The organism is Streptomyces sp. NPDC093260 (genome assembly GCF_040683715.1).
GTDB lineage: Bacteria > Actinomycetota > Actinomycetes > Streptomycetales > Streptomycetaceae > Streptomyces > Streptomyces sennicomposti.
The window spans coordinates 47,494-67,042 of sequence record NZ_JBFBEK010000032.1 but is presented as its reverse complement, the minus strand read 5'-3'; the positions used below and the strand labels follow the sequence as shown (position 1 = coordinate 67,042).

At 74.0% G+C, this 19,549-nt stretch carries 20 protein-coding genes and 2 pseudogenes; 11 read left to right on the top strand and 11 right to left on the bottom strand.

Going from position 1 to position 19,549, the window contains the following annotated elements:
* Positions 1 to 76: 76 nt before the first annotated feature.
* Complete coding sequence (gene mgrA, locus AB0N63_RS30665; protein ID WP_365534025.1) at positions 77 to 1,069, top strand: L-glyceraldehyde 3-phosphate reductase; 993 nt, start codon at positions 77 to 79, stop codon at positions 1,067 to 1,069.
* A gap of 219 nt (positions 1,070 to 1,288) precedes the next feature.
* Here mgrA and AB0N63_RS30660 read toward each other — a convergent pair whose 3' ends face one another.
* Positions 1,289 to 1,672 carry a nuclear transport factor 2 family protein gene (locus AB0N63_RS30660; protein ID WP_365534023.1) on the bottom strand — a complete coding sequence of 128 codons (384 nt, stop codon included), beginning with the start codon at positions 1,670 to 1,672 and terminating at the stop codon, positions 1,289 to 1,291.
* A gap of 312 nt (positions 1,673 to 1,984) precedes the next feature.
* Here AB0N63_RS30660 and AB0N63_RS30655 point away from each other — a divergent pair, with 312 nt between their 5' ends.
* Positions 1,985 to 2,395, top strand: a complete 411-nt coding sequence (locus tag AB0N63_RS30655) for a hypothetical protein (RefSeq protein ID WP_365534021.1) — start codon at positions 1,985 to 1,987, stop codon at positions 2,393 to 2,395.
* Positions 2,396 to 2,642: 247 nt separating this feature from the next.
* On the opposite strand, the gene AB0N63_RS30650 is transcribed toward AB0N63_RS30655, so the two are convergent.
* Positions 2,643 to 3,947: a streptophobe family protein gene (locus AB0N63_RS30650; protein WP_365534019.1), complete on the bottom strand. Its 1,305-nt coding sequence runs from the start codon at positions 3,945 to 3,947 to the stop codon at positions 2,643 to 2,645.
* A 147-nt stretch (positions 3,948 to 4,094) separates the two neighbouring features.
* Here AB0N63_RS30650 and AB0N63_RS30645 point away from each other — a divergent pair, with 147 nt between their 5' ends.
* The gene (locus AB0N63_RS30645) at positions 4,095 to 4,550 is read left to right on the top strand and encodes an ATP-binding protein (RefSeq protein WP_365534016.1); all 456 of its coding nucleotides are present in this window, start codon (positions 4,095 to 4,097) and stop codon (positions 4,548 to 4,550) included.
* A 169-nt stretch (positions 4,551 to 4,719) separates the two neighbouring features.
* Here AB0N63_RS30645 and AB0N63_RS30640 read toward each other — a convergent pair whose 3' ends face one another.
* Both AB0N63_RS30640 and AB0N63_RS30635 read right to left on the bottom strand, forming a co-directional pair.
* The gene (locus AB0N63_RS30640; protein ID WP_365534014.1) at positions 4,720 to 5,604 is read right to left on the bottom strand and encodes an RNA polymerase sigma factor SigF; all 885 of its coding nucleotides are present in this window, start codon (positions 5,602 to 5,604) and stop codon (positions 4,720 to 4,722) included.
* Positions 5,605 to 5,936: 332 nt separating this feature from the next.
* Positions 5,937 to 6,717: pseudogene (locus AB0N63_RS30635) on the bottom strand (class I SAM-dependent methyltransferase).
* A 400-nt stretch (positions 6,718 to 7,117) separates the two neighbouring features.
* Between AB0N63_RS30635 and AB0N63_RS30630 the strand changes: the two are divergent.
* Positions 7,118 to 7,489, top strand: a complete 372-nt coding sequence (locus tag AB0N63_RS30630; RefSeq protein ID WP_365534011.1) for a helix-turn-helix transcriptional regulator — start codon at positions 7,118 to 7,120, stop codon at positions 7,487 to 7,489.
* A gap of 236 nt (positions 7,490 to 7,725) precedes the next feature.
* Here AB0N63_RS30630 and AB0N63_RS30625 read toward each other — a convergent pair whose 3' ends face one another.
* Together AB0N63_RS30625 and AB0N63_RS30620 are read right to left on the bottom strand one after the other, a co-directional pair.
* Positions 7,726 to 8,328, bottom strand: a complete 603-nt coding sequence (locus tag AB0N63_RS30625; protein ID WP_365534009.1) for an ATP-dependent Clp protease proteolytic subunit — start codon at positions 8,326 to 8,328, stop codon at positions 7,726 to 7,728.
* A gap of 1 nt (position 8,329) precedes the next feature.
* Positions 8,330 to 8,968 carry an ATP-dependent Clp protease proteolytic subunit gene (locus AB0N63_RS30620; RefSeq protein ID WP_365534007.1) on the bottom strand — a complete coding sequence of 213 codons (639 nt, stop codon included), beginning with the start codon at positions 8,966 to 8,968 and terminating at the stop codon, positions 8,330 to 8,332.
* Between the two features lie 219 nt (positions 8,969 to 9,187).
* On the opposite strand from AB0N63_RS30620, the gene AB0N63_RS30615 reads away from it, so the two are divergent.
* The 6 genes and pseudogenes from AB0N63_RS30615 (at position 9,188) to AB0N63_RS30590 (ending at position 14,086) form a co-directional block, all read left to right on the top strand.
* The gene (locus AB0N63_RS30615; RefSeq protein ID WP_365534005.1) at positions 9,188 to 9,670 is read left to right on the top strand and encodes a VOC family protein; all 483 of its coding nucleotides are present in this window, start codon (positions 9,188 to 9,190) and stop codon (positions 9,668 to 9,670) included.
* A gap of 51 nt (positions 9,671 to 9,721) precedes the next feature.
* Positions 9,722 to 9,982: pseudogene (locus AB0N63_RS30610) on the top strand (VOC family protein); the annotation flags it as partial.
* 86 nt (positions 9,983 to 10,068) lie between these two features.
* The gene (locus tag AB0N63_RS30605) at positions 10,069 to 10,779 is read left to right on the top strand and encodes a ribonuclease H (protein ID WP_365534003.1); all 711 of its coding nucleotides are present in this window, start codon (positions 10,069 to 10,071) and stop codon (positions 10,777 to 10,779) included.
* Between the two features lie 131 nt (positions 10,780 to 10,910).
* Positions 10,911 to 12,404, top strand: a complete 1,494-nt coding sequence (locus AB0N63_RS30600) for an MFS transporter (RefSeq protein ID WP_365534001.1) — start codon at positions 10,911 to 10,913, stop codon at positions 12,402 to 12,404.
* Positions 12,401 to 13,039 (top strand): TetR family transcriptional regulator, encoded by a 639-nt coding sequence (locus tag AB0N63_RS30595; protein ID WP_365533998.1) that lies wholly within the window; start codon positions 12,401 to 12,403, stop codon positions 13,037 to 13,039. The genes AB0N63_RS30600 and AB0N63_RS30595 overlap by 4 nt, the downstream gene beginning before the upstream one ends.
* Before the next feature lie 63 nt (positions 13,040 to 13,102).
* Positions 13,103 to 14,086, top strand: a complete 984-nt coding sequence (locus AB0N63_RS30590; RefSeq protein WP_365533996.1) for an aldo/keto reductase — start codon at positions 13,103 to 13,105, stop codon at positions 14,084 to 14,086.
* Positions 14,087 to 14,138: 52 nt separating this feature from the next.
* On the opposite strand, the gene AB0N63_RS30585 is transcribed toward AB0N63_RS30590, so the two are convergent.
* Complete coding sequence (locus tag AB0N63_RS30585; RefSeq protein WP_365533993.1) at positions 14,139 to 14,504, bottom strand: hypothetical protein; 366 nt, start codon at positions 14,502 to 14,504, stop codon at positions 14,139 to 14,141.
* A 229-nt stretch (positions 14,505 to 14,733) separates the two neighbouring features.
* Here AB0N63_RS30585 and AB0N63_RS30580 point away from each other — a divergent pair, with 229 nt between their 5' ends.
* Positions 14,734 to 15,159 (top strand): DUF6328 family protein, encoded by a 426-nt coding sequence (locus AB0N63_RS30580; RefSeq protein ID WP_365534089.1) that lies wholly within the window; start codon positions 14,734 to 14,736, stop codon positions 15,157 to 15,159.
* A gap of 61 nt (positions 15,160 to 15,220) precedes the next feature.
* Here AB0N63_RS30580 and AB0N63_RS30575 read toward each other — a convergent pair whose 3' ends face one another.
* From AB0N63_RS30575 to AB0N63_RS30560, 4 genes are all read right to left on the bottom strand, one after another.
* Positions 15,221 to 15,646 (bottom strand): SsgA family sporulation/cell division regulator, encoded by a 426-nt coding sequence (locus AB0N63_RS30575; RefSeq protein WP_365533991.1) that lies wholly within the window; start codon positions 15,644 to 15,646, stop codon positions 15,221 to 15,223.
* Between the two features lie 132 nt (positions 15,647 to 15,778).
* Positions 15,779 to 16,750 (bottom strand): LLM class F420-dependent oxidoreductase, encoded by a 972-nt coding sequence (locus tag AB0N63_RS30570; RefSeq protein ID WP_365533988.1) that lies wholly within the window; start codon positions 16,748 to 16,750, stop codon positions 15,779 to 15,781.
* 111 nt (positions 16,751 to 16,861) lie between these two features.
* Positions 16,862 to 17,821 carry a threonine/serine dehydratase gene (locus AB0N63_RS30565; RefSeq protein WP_365533985.1) on the bottom strand — a complete coding sequence of 320 codons (960 nt, stop codon included), beginning with the start codon at positions 17,819 to 17,821 and terminating at the stop codon, positions 16,862 to 16,864.
* A 137-nt stretch (positions 17,822 to 17,958) separates the two neighbouring features.
* Positions 17,959 to 19,266, bottom strand: coding sequence for a serine hydrolase domain-containing protein (locus tag AB0N63_RS30560; protein WP_365533983.1), 1,308 nt, complete (start codon positions 19,264 to 19,266; stop codon positions 17,959 to 17,961).
* Positions 19,267 to 19,549: the final 283 nt, after the last annotated feature.

Sequence of the window (19,549 nt, the reverse complement as noted above, 5' to 3'; positions counted from 1 at the left end):
CCGCGCGAGAGTGGGACAGCGGTTCCGGCCCCGCCGGAGCCGGTCATCGCCGTGCCGAACCCCTCAGGGAGTCGCGTTGTACACCGCCCACCCCGACCGCTACGCCGACATGCCCTACCGGCGCACCGGACGCAGCGGCCTGAAGCTGCCCGCGCTGTCGCTCGGTCTGTGGCACAACTTCGGCCCGGACCGCCCGGCCGAGACCCAGCGCGCCATCCTGCGCCGCGCCTTCGATCTCGGCGTCACCCACTTCGACCTCGCCAACAACTACGGCCCGCCGCCCGGTGCCGCCGAGTCGGCGCTCGGCGAGGCGCTGCGGGCCGACTTCGCGCCGTACCGCGACGAGCTGGTGATCTCCACCAAGGCCGGCTATCTGATGTGGCCCGGCCCGTACGGCGAATGGGGCTCGCGCAAGTACCTGCTGTCCTCGCTGGACCAGAGCCTGAGACGACTGGGCCTCGACCACGTCGACGTCTTCTACTCGCACCGCTTCGATCCGGACACGCCCCTGGAGGAGACGATGGGCGCGCTGCACTCGGCGGTCCAGCAGGGCAAGGCCCTCTACGTCGGCGTGTCCAACTACTCGGCCGAGCAGACCCGTGAGGCCGCCCGCATCCTCGGCGGACTCGGCACCCCGCTGCTGATCCACCAGCCGCGCTATTCGATGCTCGACCGGCGCCCCGAGGACGAGGGCCTGCTCGACACGCTGGACGAGCTGGAGATCGGCTCCATCGCCTACTCCCCGCTGGAGCAGGGCCTGCTCACCGCCCGCTACCTCGACGGCATCCCGGAGGACTCCCGCGCGGCGAGCGACAGCCCCTTCCTGGACTCCGACGCGGTGACGGAGGAGCTGGTGGAGCGGCTGCGCGCCCTGAACGGGATCGCCGAGTCCCGCGGCCAGTCGCTGGCCCAGCTGGCGCTGGCCTGGGTGCTGCGCGGCGGCCGGGTCACCTCGGCCCTGGTCGGCGCGAGCAGCCCGCGCCAGCTGGAGGACAGCGTCGCCGCGATCGGCAACCTCGACTTCGACGCGGAGGAACTGGCCCGCATCGACGCGATCGTGCGCCCGTAGCGGAGGCACCCCGGGACCGCACCGGCCGGCCCCCGCCGGTACCGGACCGCACCGTCCTCGCCGCGCCGCGGCTGCCGACCGGTGGGCCCGGCGGCTTCCGGTCCGACGGCTTCCGGCGCGGCGGCAGGCGGGACGACGGCTTCCGGGACGACGGCAGGCGGCCGTCCACCCCCCCGTGGGGCGGACGGCCGCCTCGTGGTCGTGCCCGGGGCCGCCGTCTCAGGCCCCGGCCGGCACCCGGTCCAGGAAGCCGAGCACGCTCTTGATGCGGCCCTCGCCGTCCAGGGTGATCACGTCGAACCCGGCGACCGGCGCCGTGCCGTCCGCCGCGCTCACCAGCTCCCAGGAGAAGCGCGCCGTGTCGTGGTGGCCGTCGACGGCGCCGCTGAGCCGGAAGGCGAAACCGGGGAACTGCCCCTGCGCCGCCGTGATCAGCGCCGCGATCTGCTCGTGCCCGGCCACCTCGGCGAGCGGGTCGGTGTAGCTGCCGTCGGGCGTCCAGGCGGCCGCGACCGCCTTCTCCAGCGCCTCCGGCCCGCTCGCGTTCCAGGCCTCCAGGTAACGGGCGACGGCGTTCTCGTAGACGTCGGTCTGTGCGGACATGGGAAATCAGCCTCCATCGAGGGCGTCGGTTCTGGTCGGGACCCGGATCCCCGCGACCGGCGATCCGATGGCTCCACTCTGCCCGCCCCGTTCAGGAGGGTCGATTACCGCCGGGGTAATGCCCGGTCGGCGAGGGGTCCGTGGATTTCTGGCCAACAAGCCCGCGGAATATGCCAACAGACTGGCCGGAAAGTCATGGTGACACTGTTTCAGGAGTCAACATACTCGAACGTCAGGGACGTTCACCGCACAGGAGCCGCACCGGGAGCGAGGCACGAACCAGCAGGCGAACCACGCCACGGGGGAGGAGCAGTGCACGACGAATTCCTGTGCCATGTCACCGGGTACGGCGTGTGCGACGGCCGTCGCATCGGCGTACCGCTCGGCACCTACCGGGCGCCCACCCTGGCCCTGGCCCTGTGGTGGCTGCGCGACCGGGCCTCCTGGATCGCCGATCGGCTGGACCCCGACCCGGACACCCCCTACGTCCCCGTGGGCGCCCTCATGCCCGTGCCGCAGAGCGTGCCCGACGTGCCAGGCATCCTGCGCGCCTGGTGCGCCGACCCGGTCCGGCAGGAACTCGTGGCCGACGAGCTGGCCGGCGGGCGGCTGGTACGGATCGCCGCCGGTGACGAGACCACCGAGTACGAGCTGCTGGCCGAGTCGGTGGACGCCCTGCGCATGCAGCGGACCATCCCGGCGCTGCTGCTCCCGATGGGCTGACGGCGCCGCCGTGCCGCGCCCGGCCCCCGGCACGAGCCGCCCGGCGTCCCTGGTGCTGTGACCGGGAGGGGGTCACCGGCTTGAGGCGCCCGGCACGGCACCTCGCCGCGTCGTCACCTCACCCGAGAACCTCCGGTACGCGGGTGATGTTCCGCCTTGCGAGGCTCCCCCACTGCCCGAACGGCGCGGGAGGCGCCCCCGTCACCGGACGCCGCGAGCTTTCCGGCGGACCCTCCCGGTGACAGCACTAGGAACCGTGCCGGCGGCGCGCCAGGCGGGCCGGCAACGCGCCCAGCACTCCGGCCACCAGGCCCCACAGCGCGGCCAGGCCCAGCGCCGACCACAGGCGGGGCCGCAGCAGCACTTCCCCGGAGAGCCCGCCGCCCACGTCCCCGATGCCGAGCAGGGACAGCCCGTAGTGCGCGGAGATCCGGCCCGTCAGGCAGATCAGCAGCACCGTCAGCACCAGCGCCACCGCCATCCGCAGGGCGTGCTCCCACAGCCGCAGCCGGGCCGGGGAACGTGCCGCCGCCAGGAACGCGGCCGCGAGCAGCAGCACCGCGTCGACGGTCACCAGCCACCACACCCGGTGGTCGTGCTCGGCCAGCGTGCCCAGGTTCAGCGTGGAGACGTCCGGAGTGCGCAGCACCTCGTCGAGCAGATGCGGCACGGGCAGACCGAAGGGGCCGTCCACCCTGCCGTTCCAGGTGGCCCCGAGCCCGATGGTCAGGGCCGGCCAGGTCAGGTTCGGCAGCCCGAGCAGGATCAGGGCGAAGGTCCGCGTGGCATGACCGCGGGTGGCAGCCGTCACCAGGGCGACGACCAGCCCCACGGCCACGTACGTGAGCAGCAGCACCACCATCGCGTACGCCACCGGACGCGCCGAGGCCTGCGGACGGCGCAGCCGCGCCGGCAGCGGGACCCCGCGTGCCACCAGGAGGGCGATCACCAGGACGCCGAGCAGCCACAGCAGTCCGAACACCACCGTCAGCGGGACGTTCGTGGCGAAGCCGACCGTCGGCAGCGCACCGAACAGCTCGCCGATCGCCCCGAGCACCCCGTCGCCCGGATCGACGGCGAAGGTCTGGTGGGCGGCGAACGCCAGGCCGGCCAGCGCCGCCAGCCACAGCACGGCGAGACGGGCGGCCCACCCGGCCAGCCGCCCGGCCGCCGCCACCGTCCGGTGCCGGGCCGGCCGCAGGAAGCCGGCGCCGACGACCAGCGCCCCGGCCAGCGTGATCGACAGGGGCAGCACCGTCACCCCGGCATGGCTGGCGGCCAGCGCGCCCGCGTCGCCGGACAGCTCCATGCTCCCGCCGACCGCCATGACCACACTGGCCGCCACCACCCGCGGGAACGCGTTGCCGGGCAGGTCGGTGGCCCCGGCCGCCCACAGCCCCAGCGCCGCCACCGCACCCATGGCCGCCATCGCGCCCACCACCGTGAGCAGGGCCAGGACCCAACCGGGACGGACGGTGACCGGTGCGGCGGACGCGGGCGGCGGGGCGGGGGAGCCCGGCGGGGCGGCGGGAGGATTCGGCGGGCGGCTCACGCTGTCACGCTAAGCAGCGACCCGCCGGGGCGCCCGCCGGGAGGTCCGTCCGCGTCGGCGCGGCCACGGGGGACTGCGGGGCGCGGCTGTGGGTAACAGGACAGGTGCAGTAGCGTCCGGTCGGACCGGCTTCCGAGAGAGAAACGCATGATCGAGCATCCGGACGGGGCAGTGATACCCACTCGCTTCGACATACCCGTGGAACCGCTTCGACGGGCGGCGCACTACACCGGCGAACCCGGGTGCATCGCCGAGGCGCGTTCCTTCGCCGCGCACTTCCTGGAGGAGCTGAGGACCGAGTGGTGCGCGCCGATCGGCCGCAGCTCCGGCGAGGCACTGCTGCTGGTGGTGAGCGAGCTGGTCACCAACGCCGACCGGCACAGCGGCGGCCCCTACATCCTGGAGCTGGAGGGCACGGACGCCTCGGTGACCGTGTGCGTCTACGACAGCAGCGCCGCCCTGCCCCGGCGCTATCCCCGCGACCCGGAACGGATCGGCCGGCACGGTCTGGAGATCGTGCACGCCTTGGCGGCCGACGTCACCGCCGACCGCGTTCCGGTCGGCAAACGTGTCCGCGCGCTGGTGCGCCTGGGGCGCGACTGAGCGGCCTGGACCGGCCCGTTTCTGTGCGTCCGTACCCGTGCGACGGTCGCTCGTCGCCCGTGGGAGGGCCATCCGCGCGCTCCGGCCACGGCCTGACCGCGGCGCGGCGGCCCCCCGATGTTCCTCGGTCGACGTCCGGGCGCGAGGAACGACGTCCGGACGAGGCGTCTCAGACGGCGCCCAGATCGCCCAGCATGCCCTGGCGCAGCTGCGTGATGATCCGCTTGATCAGACGCGAGACGTGCATCTGCGAACAGCCCAGCTGCTCGCCGATCTCCGCCTGAGTGGCCTCTTCGACGAACCGGAGATGGATGATGCGCCGGTCCCGTTCGCTGAGGTCGGCGACGAGCGGCGCGAGCGCGTGGAAGTCCTCGACGAGTCTGATCCCGTGTTCCTCCACGCCGATGAAGTCGGCGAGCACCGCCTCACCGCCCTCGGGGCCGTCCCCGGTGAGGGCGGCGTCCAGGGACGAGGAGTTGTACCCGTTGGAGGCGATCTGCGCCTCGACGACCTCGCTCTCGGACAGGTTCATCAAGGTGGCCAGCTCGGCGACGGTCGGCTCGCGGTCGAGCCGGCTGGACAGCTCCTCGCGGGCCCGGGCCAGCTCCACGCGCAGCTCCTGGAGCCGGCGCGGCACGTGCACGGCCCAGGTGGTGTCGCGGAAGAAGCGCTTGATCTCGCCGACGATGTACGGGAGCGCGAACGAGGTGAACTCGACCTCGCGCGACAGCTCGAACCGGTCGATGGCCTTGATCAGGCCGATCATCCCGGTCTGGACGATGTCCTCCATGTCGTCGCTGCGGTTGCGGAACCGGCCCGCGGCGAACCGCACCAGCGACATGTTCATCTCGATGAGCGTGTTGCGCGCGAACTGGTATTCGTGCGTGCCCTCTTCGAGCTCCGTCAGACGGCGGAAGAAGTGCCGGGACAGCTCGCGCGCGTCGCGCGGGGCGACCGCACGGGGGTCGGCGACCGCCGGGAGGGGCGCACCGTCCGTCTGGTTCTCCCGGATCTCCTCGACCGTCGCGCCGGACCGGGCCTCGGCGGTGTCCATTGCCTCTCCTGCGAAAGTCACGGTTCGCCCCCTGCCTCTTCGGCCTTCATGTACATGTCTGTCCAACGGTTCCGCGGCGGCGACTGCCGGCCCGGGACCTGCGGGTACCCGCTGCGCGGGAACATATGCCCGGTTCCGGTCCCGGCGCCGATCGGTGGACCGCCGCCTCGGAGCCCCGCGCTTCCCGGCGGGGCGTGCCCTGCGGATACCCCGGTCGACGCGACCCATGCCGAACGTGTGCCCACGGGGTGGGGAATCCGTGGAGGCGTCCCCGCGGCGGCGCCGGGGCGGGACCGCCGGGGGAGAGGGGGGAAGGGGAGGCGGGAGGGGCCTCAGTCTGCGGCGCTCGCGGTCCGGGGCGCGGTGACCAGCTCGTGCAGGGTGCGCTCGACGACCAGGCCGCCGTGGCGGGCGTCGACCAGCTCCCGGACGCACGACAGCAGGCCCTCGCGGGCGGCCGGAGCCAGGGCGCGGGTGGTTGGAGAAGGCGCACAGCAGGCGGGCGGCCGTGGAGTAGCCGATCTCCTTTGGACGGCGGGTCACCGCGACCGGACCGAGGAGCGGTGAGCGCTCCAGCTCGGACGTGTCCGTGGCGACCTCCGTCTCGGCGCGGAGCCGCAGGGCGGGCGGGGTGCCCGGCACCCACCGCTCGTAGCAGCGCTGCACCCGCGTGAAGAAGTCCTCCGTGCCGCCCGCCACATGCCGGGTGGTCACCAGGGCCAGCAGGCCGCCGGGGCGCAGCACCCCCGCCGCCTTCGGCACCCGCAGCGCCGGGTCGAGCCAGTGGAACGCGGCCGCGCAGACCACGGCGTCGTACGGGGCGCCGGGCGGCGCCCACTCCTCGAACCCGGCCGTCACCACCTCGGCCGCCGGATACGCCGCCAGCCGCCGCCTCACGGCCGCCAGCGCCGGGCCGCGCTCCACGGCGGTGAGGCGGCACCCGGACCGGGCGAGCGCGACGGTGAGCTGGCCGGTGCCGGGACCGATCTCCAGGACCCGCGCCCCCGGGCCGAGCCCCGCCGCGCGGGCCAACTCCGCCACCAGGGTTGCCGGGTAGCGGGGCCGGGCCGGGTCGTACCGCCCGGCGTCCTCGGCGAAGGTGTCCCGCAGCACCGTGTCCGCCCTTCCGCGCGCCGGTGATTCACCCAGGGCAGAATGCCGCCCCCTTCCCCGGGCGTCCAGGACTCCTGATCCTGGGGAGGTGACCAACCAAGCGCCGAACCAAGCCCGCGTCGCCCCTCTCCGCTCCCCGGCCACCCGCCCGGAGGCCGCCCGCCCCGCGACGGAGGCCCCTGCGGGCTCCCGTCCGGCCGGCCGCCCGTTCCCCGGCCGTCCGTCCGCCGCCTTCCCGCCGGCCGTCGGTCCGTCCGCTGCCCGTCCGTCCGCTGTCGGACCGGTCACGGAGCGCCCCGCGTCCGTACGCCCGGCGTCGGCGCGCCCGGCCGCCCGCCCGGCGTCCGCCCGGCCGGCCGGGGAACGTCCGGAGTCCGGCCGCCCGGTCGCGGCACGCCCAGTGGCCGGCCGTCCGCTCGGCGAGGGCCCGGAGACCGACGGCCGTCCCGGTGGCCGCCCCGCGCGCGAGCCCCTCTGGCGCGACCTCGTCGGGGACGTGCTGCGCCGCGAGCGGCTCGCCCAGGAGCGCACGCTGAAGGACGTGGCCGACGCGGCGCGGATCTCCATGCCGTACCTGTCGGAGATCGAACGGGGCCGCAAGGAAGCCTCCTCGGAGGTGTTGGCGGCCGCCGCCCAGGCCCTCGGGCTCGGCCTCGGTGACCTGCTCGCCCTCGCGCACGGCGAGCTGGTACGGGTCACCAGCCTGCTCGCGGGCCGCGACCGGGGATCCGCCCCCGGCAACCACGCCGACGGCTTCTGCCTGGCGGCCTGACAGCAGCGCGGCCGCGCTGCGCGCCGCGTGTGTCCGCGCCGTGCGGTGCGGGTGCCCGCGACCGCCGACCCGTGCCGCGTGTGCCCCCGCCGACCGGCCCGTGCGACCGTGACCGGCGGTCCGTGTGCCCGGCCCTGTGCGCCCGGGCCCCGCACGCCCGGGCCCCGCGTGTTCGCGCCGCGCGACCCGTGTGCCCCGGGGCGTGTGCCGCGCGGCACACGCCCCCGGTTCGTGTCTCAGACCGACACGAGGCGGCGGCTCAGCACCTCGTCGGCGAGTCCGTACGCCACCGCCTCCTGGGCGGTGAACACCTTGTCGCGGTCCATGTCGGCGCGCAGCGCGGCCGGGTCGTGGCCGGTGTGCCGGGACAGGACCTCCTCGACCTGCGCGCGGACCCGGACCATCTCCTTGGCCTGGAGCGCGAGGTCGGAGACCGTGCCCTGGCGGCCGCCGCTGGCCGGCTGCCCCAGCAGCACCCGCGCGTGCTCCAGCACGAACCGCCGCCCCGGGTCCCCGCCCGCCAGCAGCACCGCCGCTGTGGAGGCCGCCTGCCCCACGCAGAACGTGGAGATCGGCGACTGCACGAACGTCATCGTGTCGTAGATCGCCATCAGCGAGGTGAACGAGCCGCCGGGCGAGTTGAGGTAGATCGAGATCTCGTGCTCCGGGGACGCGGACTCCAGGTGCAGGAGCTGCGCGATGACGACGTTGGCGACGCCGTCGTCGATCTCGGTGCCGAGGAAGATGATCCGCTCGTTCAGCAGCCGGCTGAACACGTCGTAGGACCGCTCGCCCTGCGCGGTCCGCTCGATCACGTACGGAACCGTGTACGACCCCATGTCACAGTCCCATCCGCCGGCGGGACGCGGCCGGGCGGACATCGGCCAGCGAGTCCACCACCCGGTCCACCATCCCGTACTCCCTGGCCTGCTCGGCGGTGAACCAGCGGTCCCGGTCGCCGTCGCGCGCGATCGTCTCCTCGCTCTGCCCGGTGTGCCGGGCCGTGAGCCGTTCCATGGTCCGCTTGGTGTACTCCAGGTTCTCCGCCTGGATCTCGATGTCGGCGGTCGTGCCGCCGATCCCCGCGGACGGCTGGTGCATCATGATCCGCGCGTGCGGGAGCGCGAACCGCTTCCCGGGCGTCCCCACGGTCAGCAGGAACTGGCCCATGCTCGCGGCGAAGCCCATCGCCAGCGTGGACACGTCGTTCGGGACGAGCTGCATCGTGTCGTAGATGGCCAGTCCCGCCGTGACCGAGCCGCCGGGGCTGTTGATGCACAGGGCGATGTCGGTGCGCGGGTCCTCGGCGGACAGCAGGAGCAGCTGTGCGCACACCCGGTTGGCCGACACCTCGTCGACCTGGGTGCCGAGGAACACGATGCGCCGGGCGAGCAGTTGGGCCGCGAGGTGGTCGTCGAAACGGCTGGGCGGCGTGTCGCCGTCCTCGGCGCGTGGGGCGCGTGCGGTCGGTACGGTCATCGGTCTCCTCCGTCGTGGCGTGGATGCCGTCCCGACCACTGTCGGCCGGAGGCGGGGTGCCGGGGGCGTTTCTCTGCCCGTGGCAGATTCGCCGCGGGCAGAGCGAGCCCGGGACGCATTTCCCGGCCGAGCGATGAGTTTCGGCGCCCTGACCGGTCGATACGGATGACGGCGCGACCAGCACTCCCGCAGCGCGACCCGCACCCCCAGGAGGAACCCATGGCCGGCGAAGGATTCACCACCTGTCTCTGGTTCGACGGACAGGCCGAGGAGGCCGCCCACTACTACGTCTCGGTGTTCGACAAGTCCTCCGTCGACCGGATCAGCCACTCCGCCGAGGGCGGCCCCGGCCCGGCCGGCTCCGTGCTCGCCGTCGACTTCACGGCCAACGGCCAGCGGTTCATGGCGCTGAACGGCGGCCCGCAGTTCACGTTCAGCGAGGCGATCTCCTTCCGCATCGACTGCGCCGACCAGGCGGAGGTCGACCACTACTGGGCCACGCTCACCGCGGACGGCGGCGAACCCGGACCGTGCGGCTGGCTCAAGGACAAGTACGGAGTGTCCTGGCAGATCGTCCCGACCGCGCTCCTCGACATGATCACCGACCCCGACGCCGGAAAAGCGTCCCGCACCGTGCGGGCCATGCTCGCCATGGGGAAGCTCGACCTCGCCGCCCTCGAGAGGGCGTACGCGGGCGAGTAGCGGGCGGCCGCGCGGCCGGCCCACCCGAACCGGGGGAGTGGGCCGGCCGCCGACCCGGTCCTCGGCCGGATGCGGATGACGGACCACTTCCCGCCCGGGATCCCGGCCTACGTCAACGTCTACTTCACCGTCCCCGACTGCGACGCGGCCGTCGCCGCCGCGACCGAGCGGGGCGCGGCCGTGCGGTCCGGCCCGGCGGACAGCCCCTTCGGCCGCTTCGCGGCGCTCACCGATCCGCAGGGAGCGAACTTCTCCGTGATCGACGTCACCACCCGCCGCGGCGAGATGCCGCGGGCCGCCGAAGCCCCGTAACCGCGACCGGACCCGGGCCGCGGCCCTTCCCCGGGCGACCCGGCGGTGGCCCGGGGCACCCGTCCGGCCGTGGCATCATCGAGCCCATGCTTGAACGAGTGGTGGCCGCGTGCGACGGGGCGTCGAAGGGGAATCCGGGACCGGCGGGCTGGGCATGGGTGGTCTCCGAGGACGCCGAGACGGCGTCCCGATGGGAGGCCGGAGCGCTCGGCACCGCCACCAACAACGTCGCCGAACTCACCGCCCTGGAGCGGCTGCTGGCGGCGACCGACCCCGGGGTGCCGCTCGAGGTGCGGATGGACTCGCAGTACGCGATGAAGGCCGTCACCACCTGGCTGCCCGGCTGGAAGCGCAACGGCTGGAAGACGGCCGCCGGCAAGCCGGTCGCCAACCAGGAACTGGTCGTGCGGATCGACGAACTGCTCGACGGCCGCACCGTCGACTTCCGCTACGTCCCCGCCCACCAGGTCGACGGCGACCCCCTCAACGACTTCGCCGACCGCGCCGCCAGCCAGGCCGCCACCGCGCAGACCGCCGCCGGCAGCGCCCTCGGCTCGCCCGAGCCCCCGCCGTCGCCCACCGCCCCGGCCTCCGCCGCGCCCCGCCGCCGCCCGGGCGGCAGCACGGCCAAGGGCGCGCGGACCCGCACCGCGGGCGCCGGCTCCGCCCGCACCATCAAGGCGAAGTTCCCCGGCCGGTGCATGTGCGGCCGCTCCTACGCGGCCGGCGAGTCCATCGCCAAGAACGACCAGGGCTGGGGTCACCCGGAGTGCCGTACGGCGGCGGCCGCCGGCTGACCGAACGCTCCGGCGCACCTCATGAGAGCGCCGGGCGCCCGACCGCGCGCGTTGGTGAACAGCCATTCACCCGATAAGGTGAATGGCTGTTCACCTCATCCCCACACCGCGCCGTCCGCTGGAGCCTGCCGATGGAACAGCCCGCACCGATATCCGACCCGGCCGGCGCGCCCGCCCCGGGTACGCGGCTGAGGGACCGGCTCACCATCCCGGTGCTGGCGTTCGGCGGGATCCTCATGGCCGTCATGCAGACGGTGGTCGTGCCGCTGCTGCCCGATCTGCCCCGGCTGACCGGCTCCTCGCCGGGCGCGGTCTCCTGGACGGTGACCGCGACCCTGCTGTCCGGCGCCGTCCTCACCCCCGTCCTCGGCCGGGCCGGCGACATGTACGGCAAACGCCGGGTGCTGACGTCCGCCCTCGCGCTGATGACCGTCGGCTCGGTGATGTGCGCGCTCTCCTCCGACATCGCCGTCCTCATCACCGCCCGCGCGCTCCAGGGCGCCGCGGCCTCCGTCGTCCCGCTGTCCATCAGCATCCTGCGCGACGAACTCCCGCCGGAGCGCCGGGGATCGGCGGTCGCCCTGATGAGTTCCACCGTCGGCATCGGCGCCGCCCTCGGACTGCCGCTGGCCGCGCTGGTCGTGCAGTACGCCGACTGGCACACCATGTTCTGGCTCACCAGCGCCCTCGGCGCGCTCGGCGTGAGCGCGGTGTGGTGGGCGGTGCGCGAGTCCCCCGTGCGCGAACCCGGCCGGTTCGACGTGCTCGGCGCGCTCGGCCTGGCCGCCGGCCTGGTCTGCCTGCTCCTCGGCGTCTCCCAGGGCAGCCAGTGGGGCTGGACGAGCCCCCGGGTGCTCGGCCTGTTCCTCGGCTCCGTCGTCGTCCTCGCCCTGTGGTGGCGGCAGCAGCTGCGCACGGCCCGGCCGCTGGTCGACCTGCGGCTGGTCACCCGCCCCAGGGTCGGCCTCTCGCACGTGGCCGCCCTGCTGACCGGCTTCGCCTTCTACGCCAACTCCCTCGTCACGGCGCAGCTCGTGCAGGCGCCGAAGGCCACCGGGTACGGGCTCGGGCTGTCCATCGTCGCCACCGGCCTGTGCCTGCTGCCGGGCGGCGTCACCATGCTGCTGTTCTCGCCGCTGTCCGCGCGCATCTCCGCGGCCCGCGGCCCCCGCGTCACCCTGGCGCTCGGCGCCGCGGTCATCGCCTGCGGCTATGTGCTGCGCATCGCCGACAGCCGCGACCTGTGGATGATCATCCTCGGCGCCACGGTCGTGGCGACCGGCACCACCCTCGCCTACTCCGCGCTGCCCACCCTGATCCTGCGCGCCGTCCCGGCCGCCCAGACCGCCTCCGCCAACGGCGTCAACGTCCTGATGCGCACCATCGGCCAGGCCGTCTCCAGCGCCGCCGTCGCCGCGGTCCTCGTCCACCACAGCAGCCGTCTCGGCGGGACGCTCGTGCCCACCCTGCACGGCTATGTGCTCGCCTTCGCGATGGCCGCCGCCGTGGGCCTCGTCGCCTGCGCCGCCGCCCTCACCATCCCCGGCGACAAGGAGCCGGCCGGCACCCGCCGCGCCGCCGGGAGCACCCCCGACCCCCGGGACCAGGCACTGGAGGAGGCATGACCGCCCGGCCCCCCGCCCCCACTCCGCCTGCCGTCACCTCCGAGGAAGCTCCCGCCGCGCCCCGGGACACGGCCGCGCCCGGCCGCCGGGACGCCGAGGCGACCAAGGCGGCCATCCTCACCGCCGCCCGGTACTTCCTCGCCCGGCAGGGCCACGCGGGGATCACGCTCAAGGCGGTCGCCGAACGCGCCGGTGTCAGCCCGCCGTTGATCCTGAAGTACTTCGGCTCCAAGGACGCCCTCTTCGCCCGCGTGATGTCCTTCGAGGCCGACGCGGCCGGCCTGTTCGAAGCGCCCCTTCCCGAACTGGGCCGCCACATGGTCCGCCACGTCCTGCGCAGCCAGCTCGACCGGGGCACCGACCCCGTCCTGCGGATCGTCTTCGCGCCGCTGCACGGCGAGCGCGGCGAGGTCCTGCGCGCCAACTTCCGCGTCCAGGTCACCGAACGCCTCGCCGACCGCCTCACCGGCCCCGACGCCGCGCTGCGCGCCGAGCTCGCCGTCGGCGTCCTGCTCGGGCTCAGCGCGATGTACGGCCTCGCCCGCGGCCCCCGGCTGCGGGCGAGCGCGATCGAGGACATCGTGGCGCGCTACGCGCCCGCCGTGCAGTCCCAGCTCACGCCCCTGCCCGGGTGAGCGGCCGCCCCGGCCGGGACCGCCGCCCGGGGCGGCCCGGGCGCCGGATGCCAGACTGGCCCCATGGACGAACGTGAATTCGGCAGGTCGCACCAGCACGCGTCGGTCGTCGGGCTCGGCACCTGGCAGCTGGGCGCCGACTGGGGCGATGTGGACGACAAGGAAGCCCTCGCCGTACTGGAGGCCGCCGCCGAGTCCGGCGTGACCTTCTTCGACACCGCCGACGTGTACGGCGACGGCCGCAGCGAGCAGACCATCGCCACCTTCCTCAGCACCCGGCCCGATCTGCACGTGCTGGTCGCCACCAAGATGGGCCGGCGCGTGGAGCAGATTCCGCAGAACTACGTGCTGGACAACTTCCGCGCCTGGAACGACCGTTCGCGGCGCAATCTCGGCGTCGACCGGATCGACCTCGTGCAGCTGCACTGCCCGCCGACCCCCGTGTACTCCAGCGACGAGGTGTTCGACGCCCTGGACACCCTGGTGGCGGAGGAGCGCGTCGCCGCCTACGGCGTCAGCGTGGAGACGTGCGCCGAGGCGCTCACCGCCATCGCCCGGCCGAACGTGGCCAGTGTGCAGATCATCCTCAACCCGTTCCGGATGAAGCCGCTGCGCGAGGTGCTGCCCGCCGCGCGCGAGGCGGGCGTCGGCATCATCGCCCGGGTCCCGCTGGCCTCCGGGCTGCTGTCCGGCAAGTACACCAAGGACACCGTCTTCGCCGCCGACGACCACCGCACCTACAACCGGCACGGCGAGGCATTCGACCAGGGCGAGACCTTCTCCGGCGTCGACTACGAGACGGGCGTGGAGGCCGCGGCGGAGTTCGCCGCGCTGGCCCCCGAGGGCTGCACCCCGGCCCAGCTGGCGCTGCGCTGGATCATCCAGCAACCCGGCGTCACCACCGTCATCCCCGGCGCCCGCTCCCCGGAACAGGCCCGCGCCAACGCGGCCGCCGGGAAGATGCCACCGCTCTCCGAGGAGACCCTGACGGCGGTCCGGGACCTGTACGAGCGGCGCGTCAAGGACCAGGTCGAGTCCCGCTGGTAGCCGCCCGCACCGTCGGCGGCCGCCCGCCCGGCCCGTGGGCGCCGTTCGGCGCTCACGGCTCCAGGCGCAGCTGCCGCTCCTGCTCCTGGTCGCCGGCCGCCGCGCCCTCGTCGTGAGCGGTGAAGGCGCGGGCGAGCGTGTCGCCGGCCCGCGCCACGGCCTCCGGCGTGCCCTGGAGGGTGACGGTGACGGGCGCGGACAGCCGCCCGCCCCCCTGCTCGCCGCCGGACGGCGCCGGTACGGGCCGGCCGGACGCTCCCTCGGCCGCGGCGGAGAAGGTGGCCGTGCGGACGGTCGCGTTCTCGTCGCCGGGCAGTTCGTCCGGCGCCCCGAAGGAGCCCTCCAGCGCCCTGACGACCGCGCGGGCGTCGGCCACGTCGCCGCCGCTGAGTGTCACCGTGAGTTGCGTGCCGGGCATCGGCCAGGACCTCCTCGAATGGGGTGCCGTTCGTCACCGGACCGTGTAACCGGCGGCCGATCGCTCAAACAAGGCACCGACCAGGCACGATTCGCCGTGCACGGGGAACCCGCGAGGACGACGGAACGGACACGCGGAAGCGGGAGGCCCAGTGACGGTGGCGAGATCGGGTCCGGGCGAGGCCCGGCGGCGGGGGCGCGACGAGACCGAGGAGGAGCGCGCCGACCGGATGTGGGGCGAGCTCATCCAGGAGGTGCGCGTGGCCCAGACGGGCGTGCAGATCCTCTTCGGCTTCCTGCTCACCGTCGTCTTCCAGCCCAAGTACGAGGCGCTCAGCCACGCCGACCAGACCCTCTACATCGTCACGGTCGTCCTCGGGGCGACGGCGACCGGCGCTCTCATCGGGCCCGTCTCCCTGCACCGGCTGGTCTCCGGCCGACGGGTCAAGCCCCAGGCGGTGCGGTGGGCGTCCCGGCTGACCTTCGTCGGTCTCGTCCTGCTGCTGGCCACCATGACCTCGGCGCTGCTGCTGATCCTGCGGGTGGCGACGCACGACGACTTCGTGCCCTGGCTGCTGGCGCTGGTGGTCGTCTGGTACCTGCTGTGCTGGTTCGTGCTGCCGCTGTGGACACGGCGCCGCTACACGTCCCGGTGAGCGCCGTACGTCCCGCGCGGTGAGCGGGGCCGGGGCGGGCCGCCCCGGCTTCCCGTACGGCTCAGCCGCCCGCGATGACCTCGGCCAGGAAGTCGTCCACGCCGACCTGCTCCTGGCCCGGCGCCACCACCTGGTAGGTGTCCTTCAGGAAACCCGAGACGGCCGGCGCCCACACGTACACCGCCGCGTGGTGCCGGCCGCCGTCGGGATGGGCGTCACCGTAGAACTCCATGCACAGTTCCTCCCACGGGCCGGTCGAGGCCGGGCGGAAGCGGACGTCGCCGATGCCCACCGGGCGCGCCAGCCCCTCCTGGAGCATCTCCCGGTCCAGCTTCCACCGGGCGAGCACCCGCCCGTCATGGCTGAACACGGCCGTGACGGCGAACGGGTCGGCGGCGTCGTAGCTCAGGTGCGCGAGCACGGGGAAACGGTCCGTGCCGCCCGCCTGCAACTGCACCACCAAGCTCCTGTGCACGAAACAGTTCACGAGTTGGGCCCTCCGAGGACATCGGGACGTAGGGCCCTCTAGTACCCCCCGGACGCACAAGATGCTCAGGCGTCCGGGTGAATCTCGTCTCCGTGGGGCGCGGGTGCGGTCCGGCCCGCGTCCCGCCGCCGGTCAGCCGAAGGCGTCCCGCAGCGCGGGCAGCAGCGTCTTCGCCGACCAGTCGAGGAACGGCTCCTGCGCGTCCCCGCCGATCTGCACCAGGGCGACCTCGGTGAACCCGGCCTCGGCGTAGGGGCGTACGGCCTCGACGAAGGCCTCCGGGTCGGCGCCGCACGGGATCGACTCGGCCACGTCGTCCGGGGTGACGAACTGGGTCGCCGAGTCGAACGAATCCGGGTGCGGCAGCTCGGAGTTGACCTTCCAGCCGCTGCCGAACCAGCGGAACTGCTCGTGCGCCCGCTTGATCGCGGCGTCCCGGTCGGTGTCGTAGCACACCGGCAGCTGGCCCACCCGCGGCTTGCCCTCGCCGCCGTGCCGGTCGAAGGCCTCGAGCAGCTGCGGCTTGGGCTCGGTGGCGATGACCAGGTCGGCCAGGTGCCCGGCCAGCCTGCACGACTGCTCCCCGGAGACGGCGATGCCGATGGGCGGCGGCTGGTCCGGCAGGTCCCACAGCCGGGCCGACTCCACGTCGAAGTGCGCGCCGTGCCGGGTGATGTGACCACCGCCGAACAGCGCGCGGATGATCTCGACGGCCTCCTCCAGGCGTTCGTGCCGGACGTCGACCGATGGCCAGCCGCCGCCCACCACATGCTCGTTCAGGTTCTCGCCCGAGCCGAGACCGAGGCGGAACCGGCCCTCGGACAGCAGCTGCACCGTCGCCGCCTTCTGCGCCACCACCGCCGGGTGGTAACGGAAGGTCGGGCAGGTCACGTACGTCATCAGCGGGATGCGCGAGGTGGCCTGCGCGGCCGCCCCGAGGACGCTCCACGCGTACGGCGCATGGCCCTGGGAGCGCAGCCAGGGGAAGTAGTGGTCCGAGATGACCGAGAAGTCGAAGCCGACCTCCTCGGCCCGCACCACGTGGCCGACCAGTTCCCGGGGCCCGGCCTGCTCGGTCATCATCGTGTATCCGATTTGCACCATGCCGCCCGAGTCCCCGCCCGGCGGGGACGAAAACGGGTGCTTCACCCGATCGCCGCAGCGAAGATCCGCGCAGCCGCCGACGGAGGAGCGGCGCGACCGCCGGACGGGAGATCAGCGCAGCCCGAACCGCTCGGCCCAGCCGATCACGTCCCCGACGGTCGCGTTGCCCCCGCACACCACCAGTCCGATGCGCGCCTGCGCGCCGATCCGTTCGCGCACCCGGCGGGCGGCCGGCAGCAGACAGCCGGCGGCGGGCTCGGTCCACACCTTGGCGTGCTCGGCCAGCTCCAGGCACCCCTGCACGGCCGCCCGGTCGGAGACCACCAGCACCTCCTCCACCAGGGCGGCGGCATGGTCGTAGGTGAGCCGCGACACCGAGGGCGCGCTCAGGGTGGTGACCACGGAGGAGAGATCCACCGGCAGCGGACCGCCGGCCGCCAGCGCCCGGGACATGGCCTCGGCGCCCTCCGTCTCCACGCCCCACACCCGCACCCCGGGGCGCAGCGCGCGCAGGGCCGCGGCGATGCCCGCGATCAGTCCGCCGCCGCCCACGCTGACCAGCACGTCGGTCAGCTCGCCGGCGTCCCGGGCCAGCTCCAGGCCGACCGTGCCCTGCCCGGCGACCACGACCGGGTCGTCGAAGGGGTGGACCAGGGTGAGCCCCTCGTCGCGCAGCCGGGCCGCCGTCGCGAACGCCTCGGCCATGCCGTCGGTCAGCTGCACCGCCGCCCCGGTGCCCTCCGCGATCTCGACGGAACGGGCCGGGGCCGTCCGGGGCATCACCACCGTGGCCTTCACCTCCAGGGCGGCGGCCATCACCGCGAGCGCGATCCCGTGGTTGCCGCCGCTGACCGCGACCACGCCCGCCGCCCGCTGTGCCGCGTCCAGTGACAGCAGCTTCGCCGTCGCCCCGCGGGCCTTGAACGAGCCGGTGCGCTGGAGCAGTTCGAGCTTGGCGGTCACCGGTACGCCGAGCAGCGCGGACAGGCCGGGGCTCGGCACCGTGGGGGTGCGCACGATGTGCCCGGCGATCCGCTCGGCGGCGGCTTCGATCTCCGAGATGCCGATCAAGGAAGTTCACCCTTTCGGCGCGGGGCTGACGATCCGCGCCGCCCCGACCCTCACCCGCCGGGCCCGCACCGGTCAAGATCCCTCGGAGTCACCGCCCTCCGCGCACCTGGCCCGGAAAGGGGCTCCCTTCGCCGAGATCACTGTCCGAGGTCGTCGGCCCCGGTGGGCCGGGCGGGCGCGGGAGTGGCCGCCGTCGTGGTCGCCTTGGCCTGCTTGCCGCAGAACGCCGCCTCCAGCGTCCCCAGCATCGTGGCCTGCACCGTGCCGTTGTTGGAGGTCGTGGCGAGCGCGGTCAGGCTGCGCAGGCCGTCCGCGCCGGTGAACGCGTAGGTGTAGAAACCCTGGACGACGCCCGTGTGCCCGTACACCGACACCCCGCACGACAGATCGCGGCGGCGCAGCCCGAGCCCGTAGGCCTGACCGGTGCCGGACGGCAACCACTGGCGCATCTCGGCCAGTTGGGCCGGGGGCAGCAGCCGGCCGCCGAGCAGCGCCGAGAGGAAGGTGTTCAGGTCGCGGGCGGAGGAGATCAGGGCGCCGGCGCTCTGCGCCCACGACGCGGTCTGGTCGGTGGCGTCCACCAGGGCGGCCTTCGCGTCGTCCGGGGTGAGATAGCCGTGCGCGTGGCGGCCGGGGATCTTGGTGTCGGGGTGGACGTAGAAGGTGTCGGCCAGCTTCAGCGGCCCGGTGATCCGGTTCTCGTACTCGGTGCGCACCGGGTGGCCCGTCAGCTTCTCGATGAGCAGGCCCGCCACCACGAAGTTGGTGTTGGAGTACGAGTAGGCGGCGCCGGGCGCGCCGGTGCGCGGGTGCCGCAGCGACAGGTCCACCAGCTCGCGGTAGGTGAACACCTTGGTGCGCACGGCCTCGAAGCCGGGCACGGACTGGGCGAACATGTCGTACGTGTAGTCGTACAGGCCGCTGCGGTGGCCGAGCACGTGCCGGACGGTGATCTTGTCGTCGGGCAGCAGGCCGGGCAGGTAGTGGTTCACCGGGGCGTCGAGGTCGAGCCTGCCCTCGGCCGCGAGCTGGAGCAGGACGACGGCGGAGAAGGTCTTGGTGACGCTGCCGATGCGGAACCGCTCGGCGGCGTCCATCGCCTCCCCGGTGGCGCGGTCGGCGACGCCCTCGACGGCGGTGTGGACGCTGGCGTGGTCGTCGTAGGCGGTGCGGTGGTCGTCGATCCGGGCCAGCGCGCCGGGCGCGCCCTGGCCCACGGCGGTGCGCAGCACGCCGGCGAGGGCCGCCGGGTCAGGCGCCGGCAACGTGGTGCGGGCCGCGGGCGCGGCGGGGGCCGGGCGCGGTGCCTGCGGCGCGGTGCGTGCCGCGGACGCCTTGTGCGGCATGGGGTCGGGGCGGCGGTCCGCGGCGTGGGCCGGGCCCGCGACCAGGGTGAGCGCCAGCGATCCGAGCACCGCGCTGCCGACCGTCCTGCGTGCGGCCATGAGATTCCTCTCCCGTCTCCGTCCGCTTGTGATCGGTGCGAGATCGATCACATCTGAGCCACGCAACCATCTCGCACGACGTCACATCTCCACACGCGACACACAGTTGGTCACGTGCCGATCACTGAGTGGGACGGAATGGCAAAGGATTGCCCTCCAGGGCACGGAACGGATCATTCGTGCTTTACATGCCCATGACTGATCCGAAAGTGTTCCGTTCCGGGGCCTGTCAGGCCCCCGTGGCGCGAGCGCGCCACGCGTCGGGGCGGCCGGGATCTCCGGC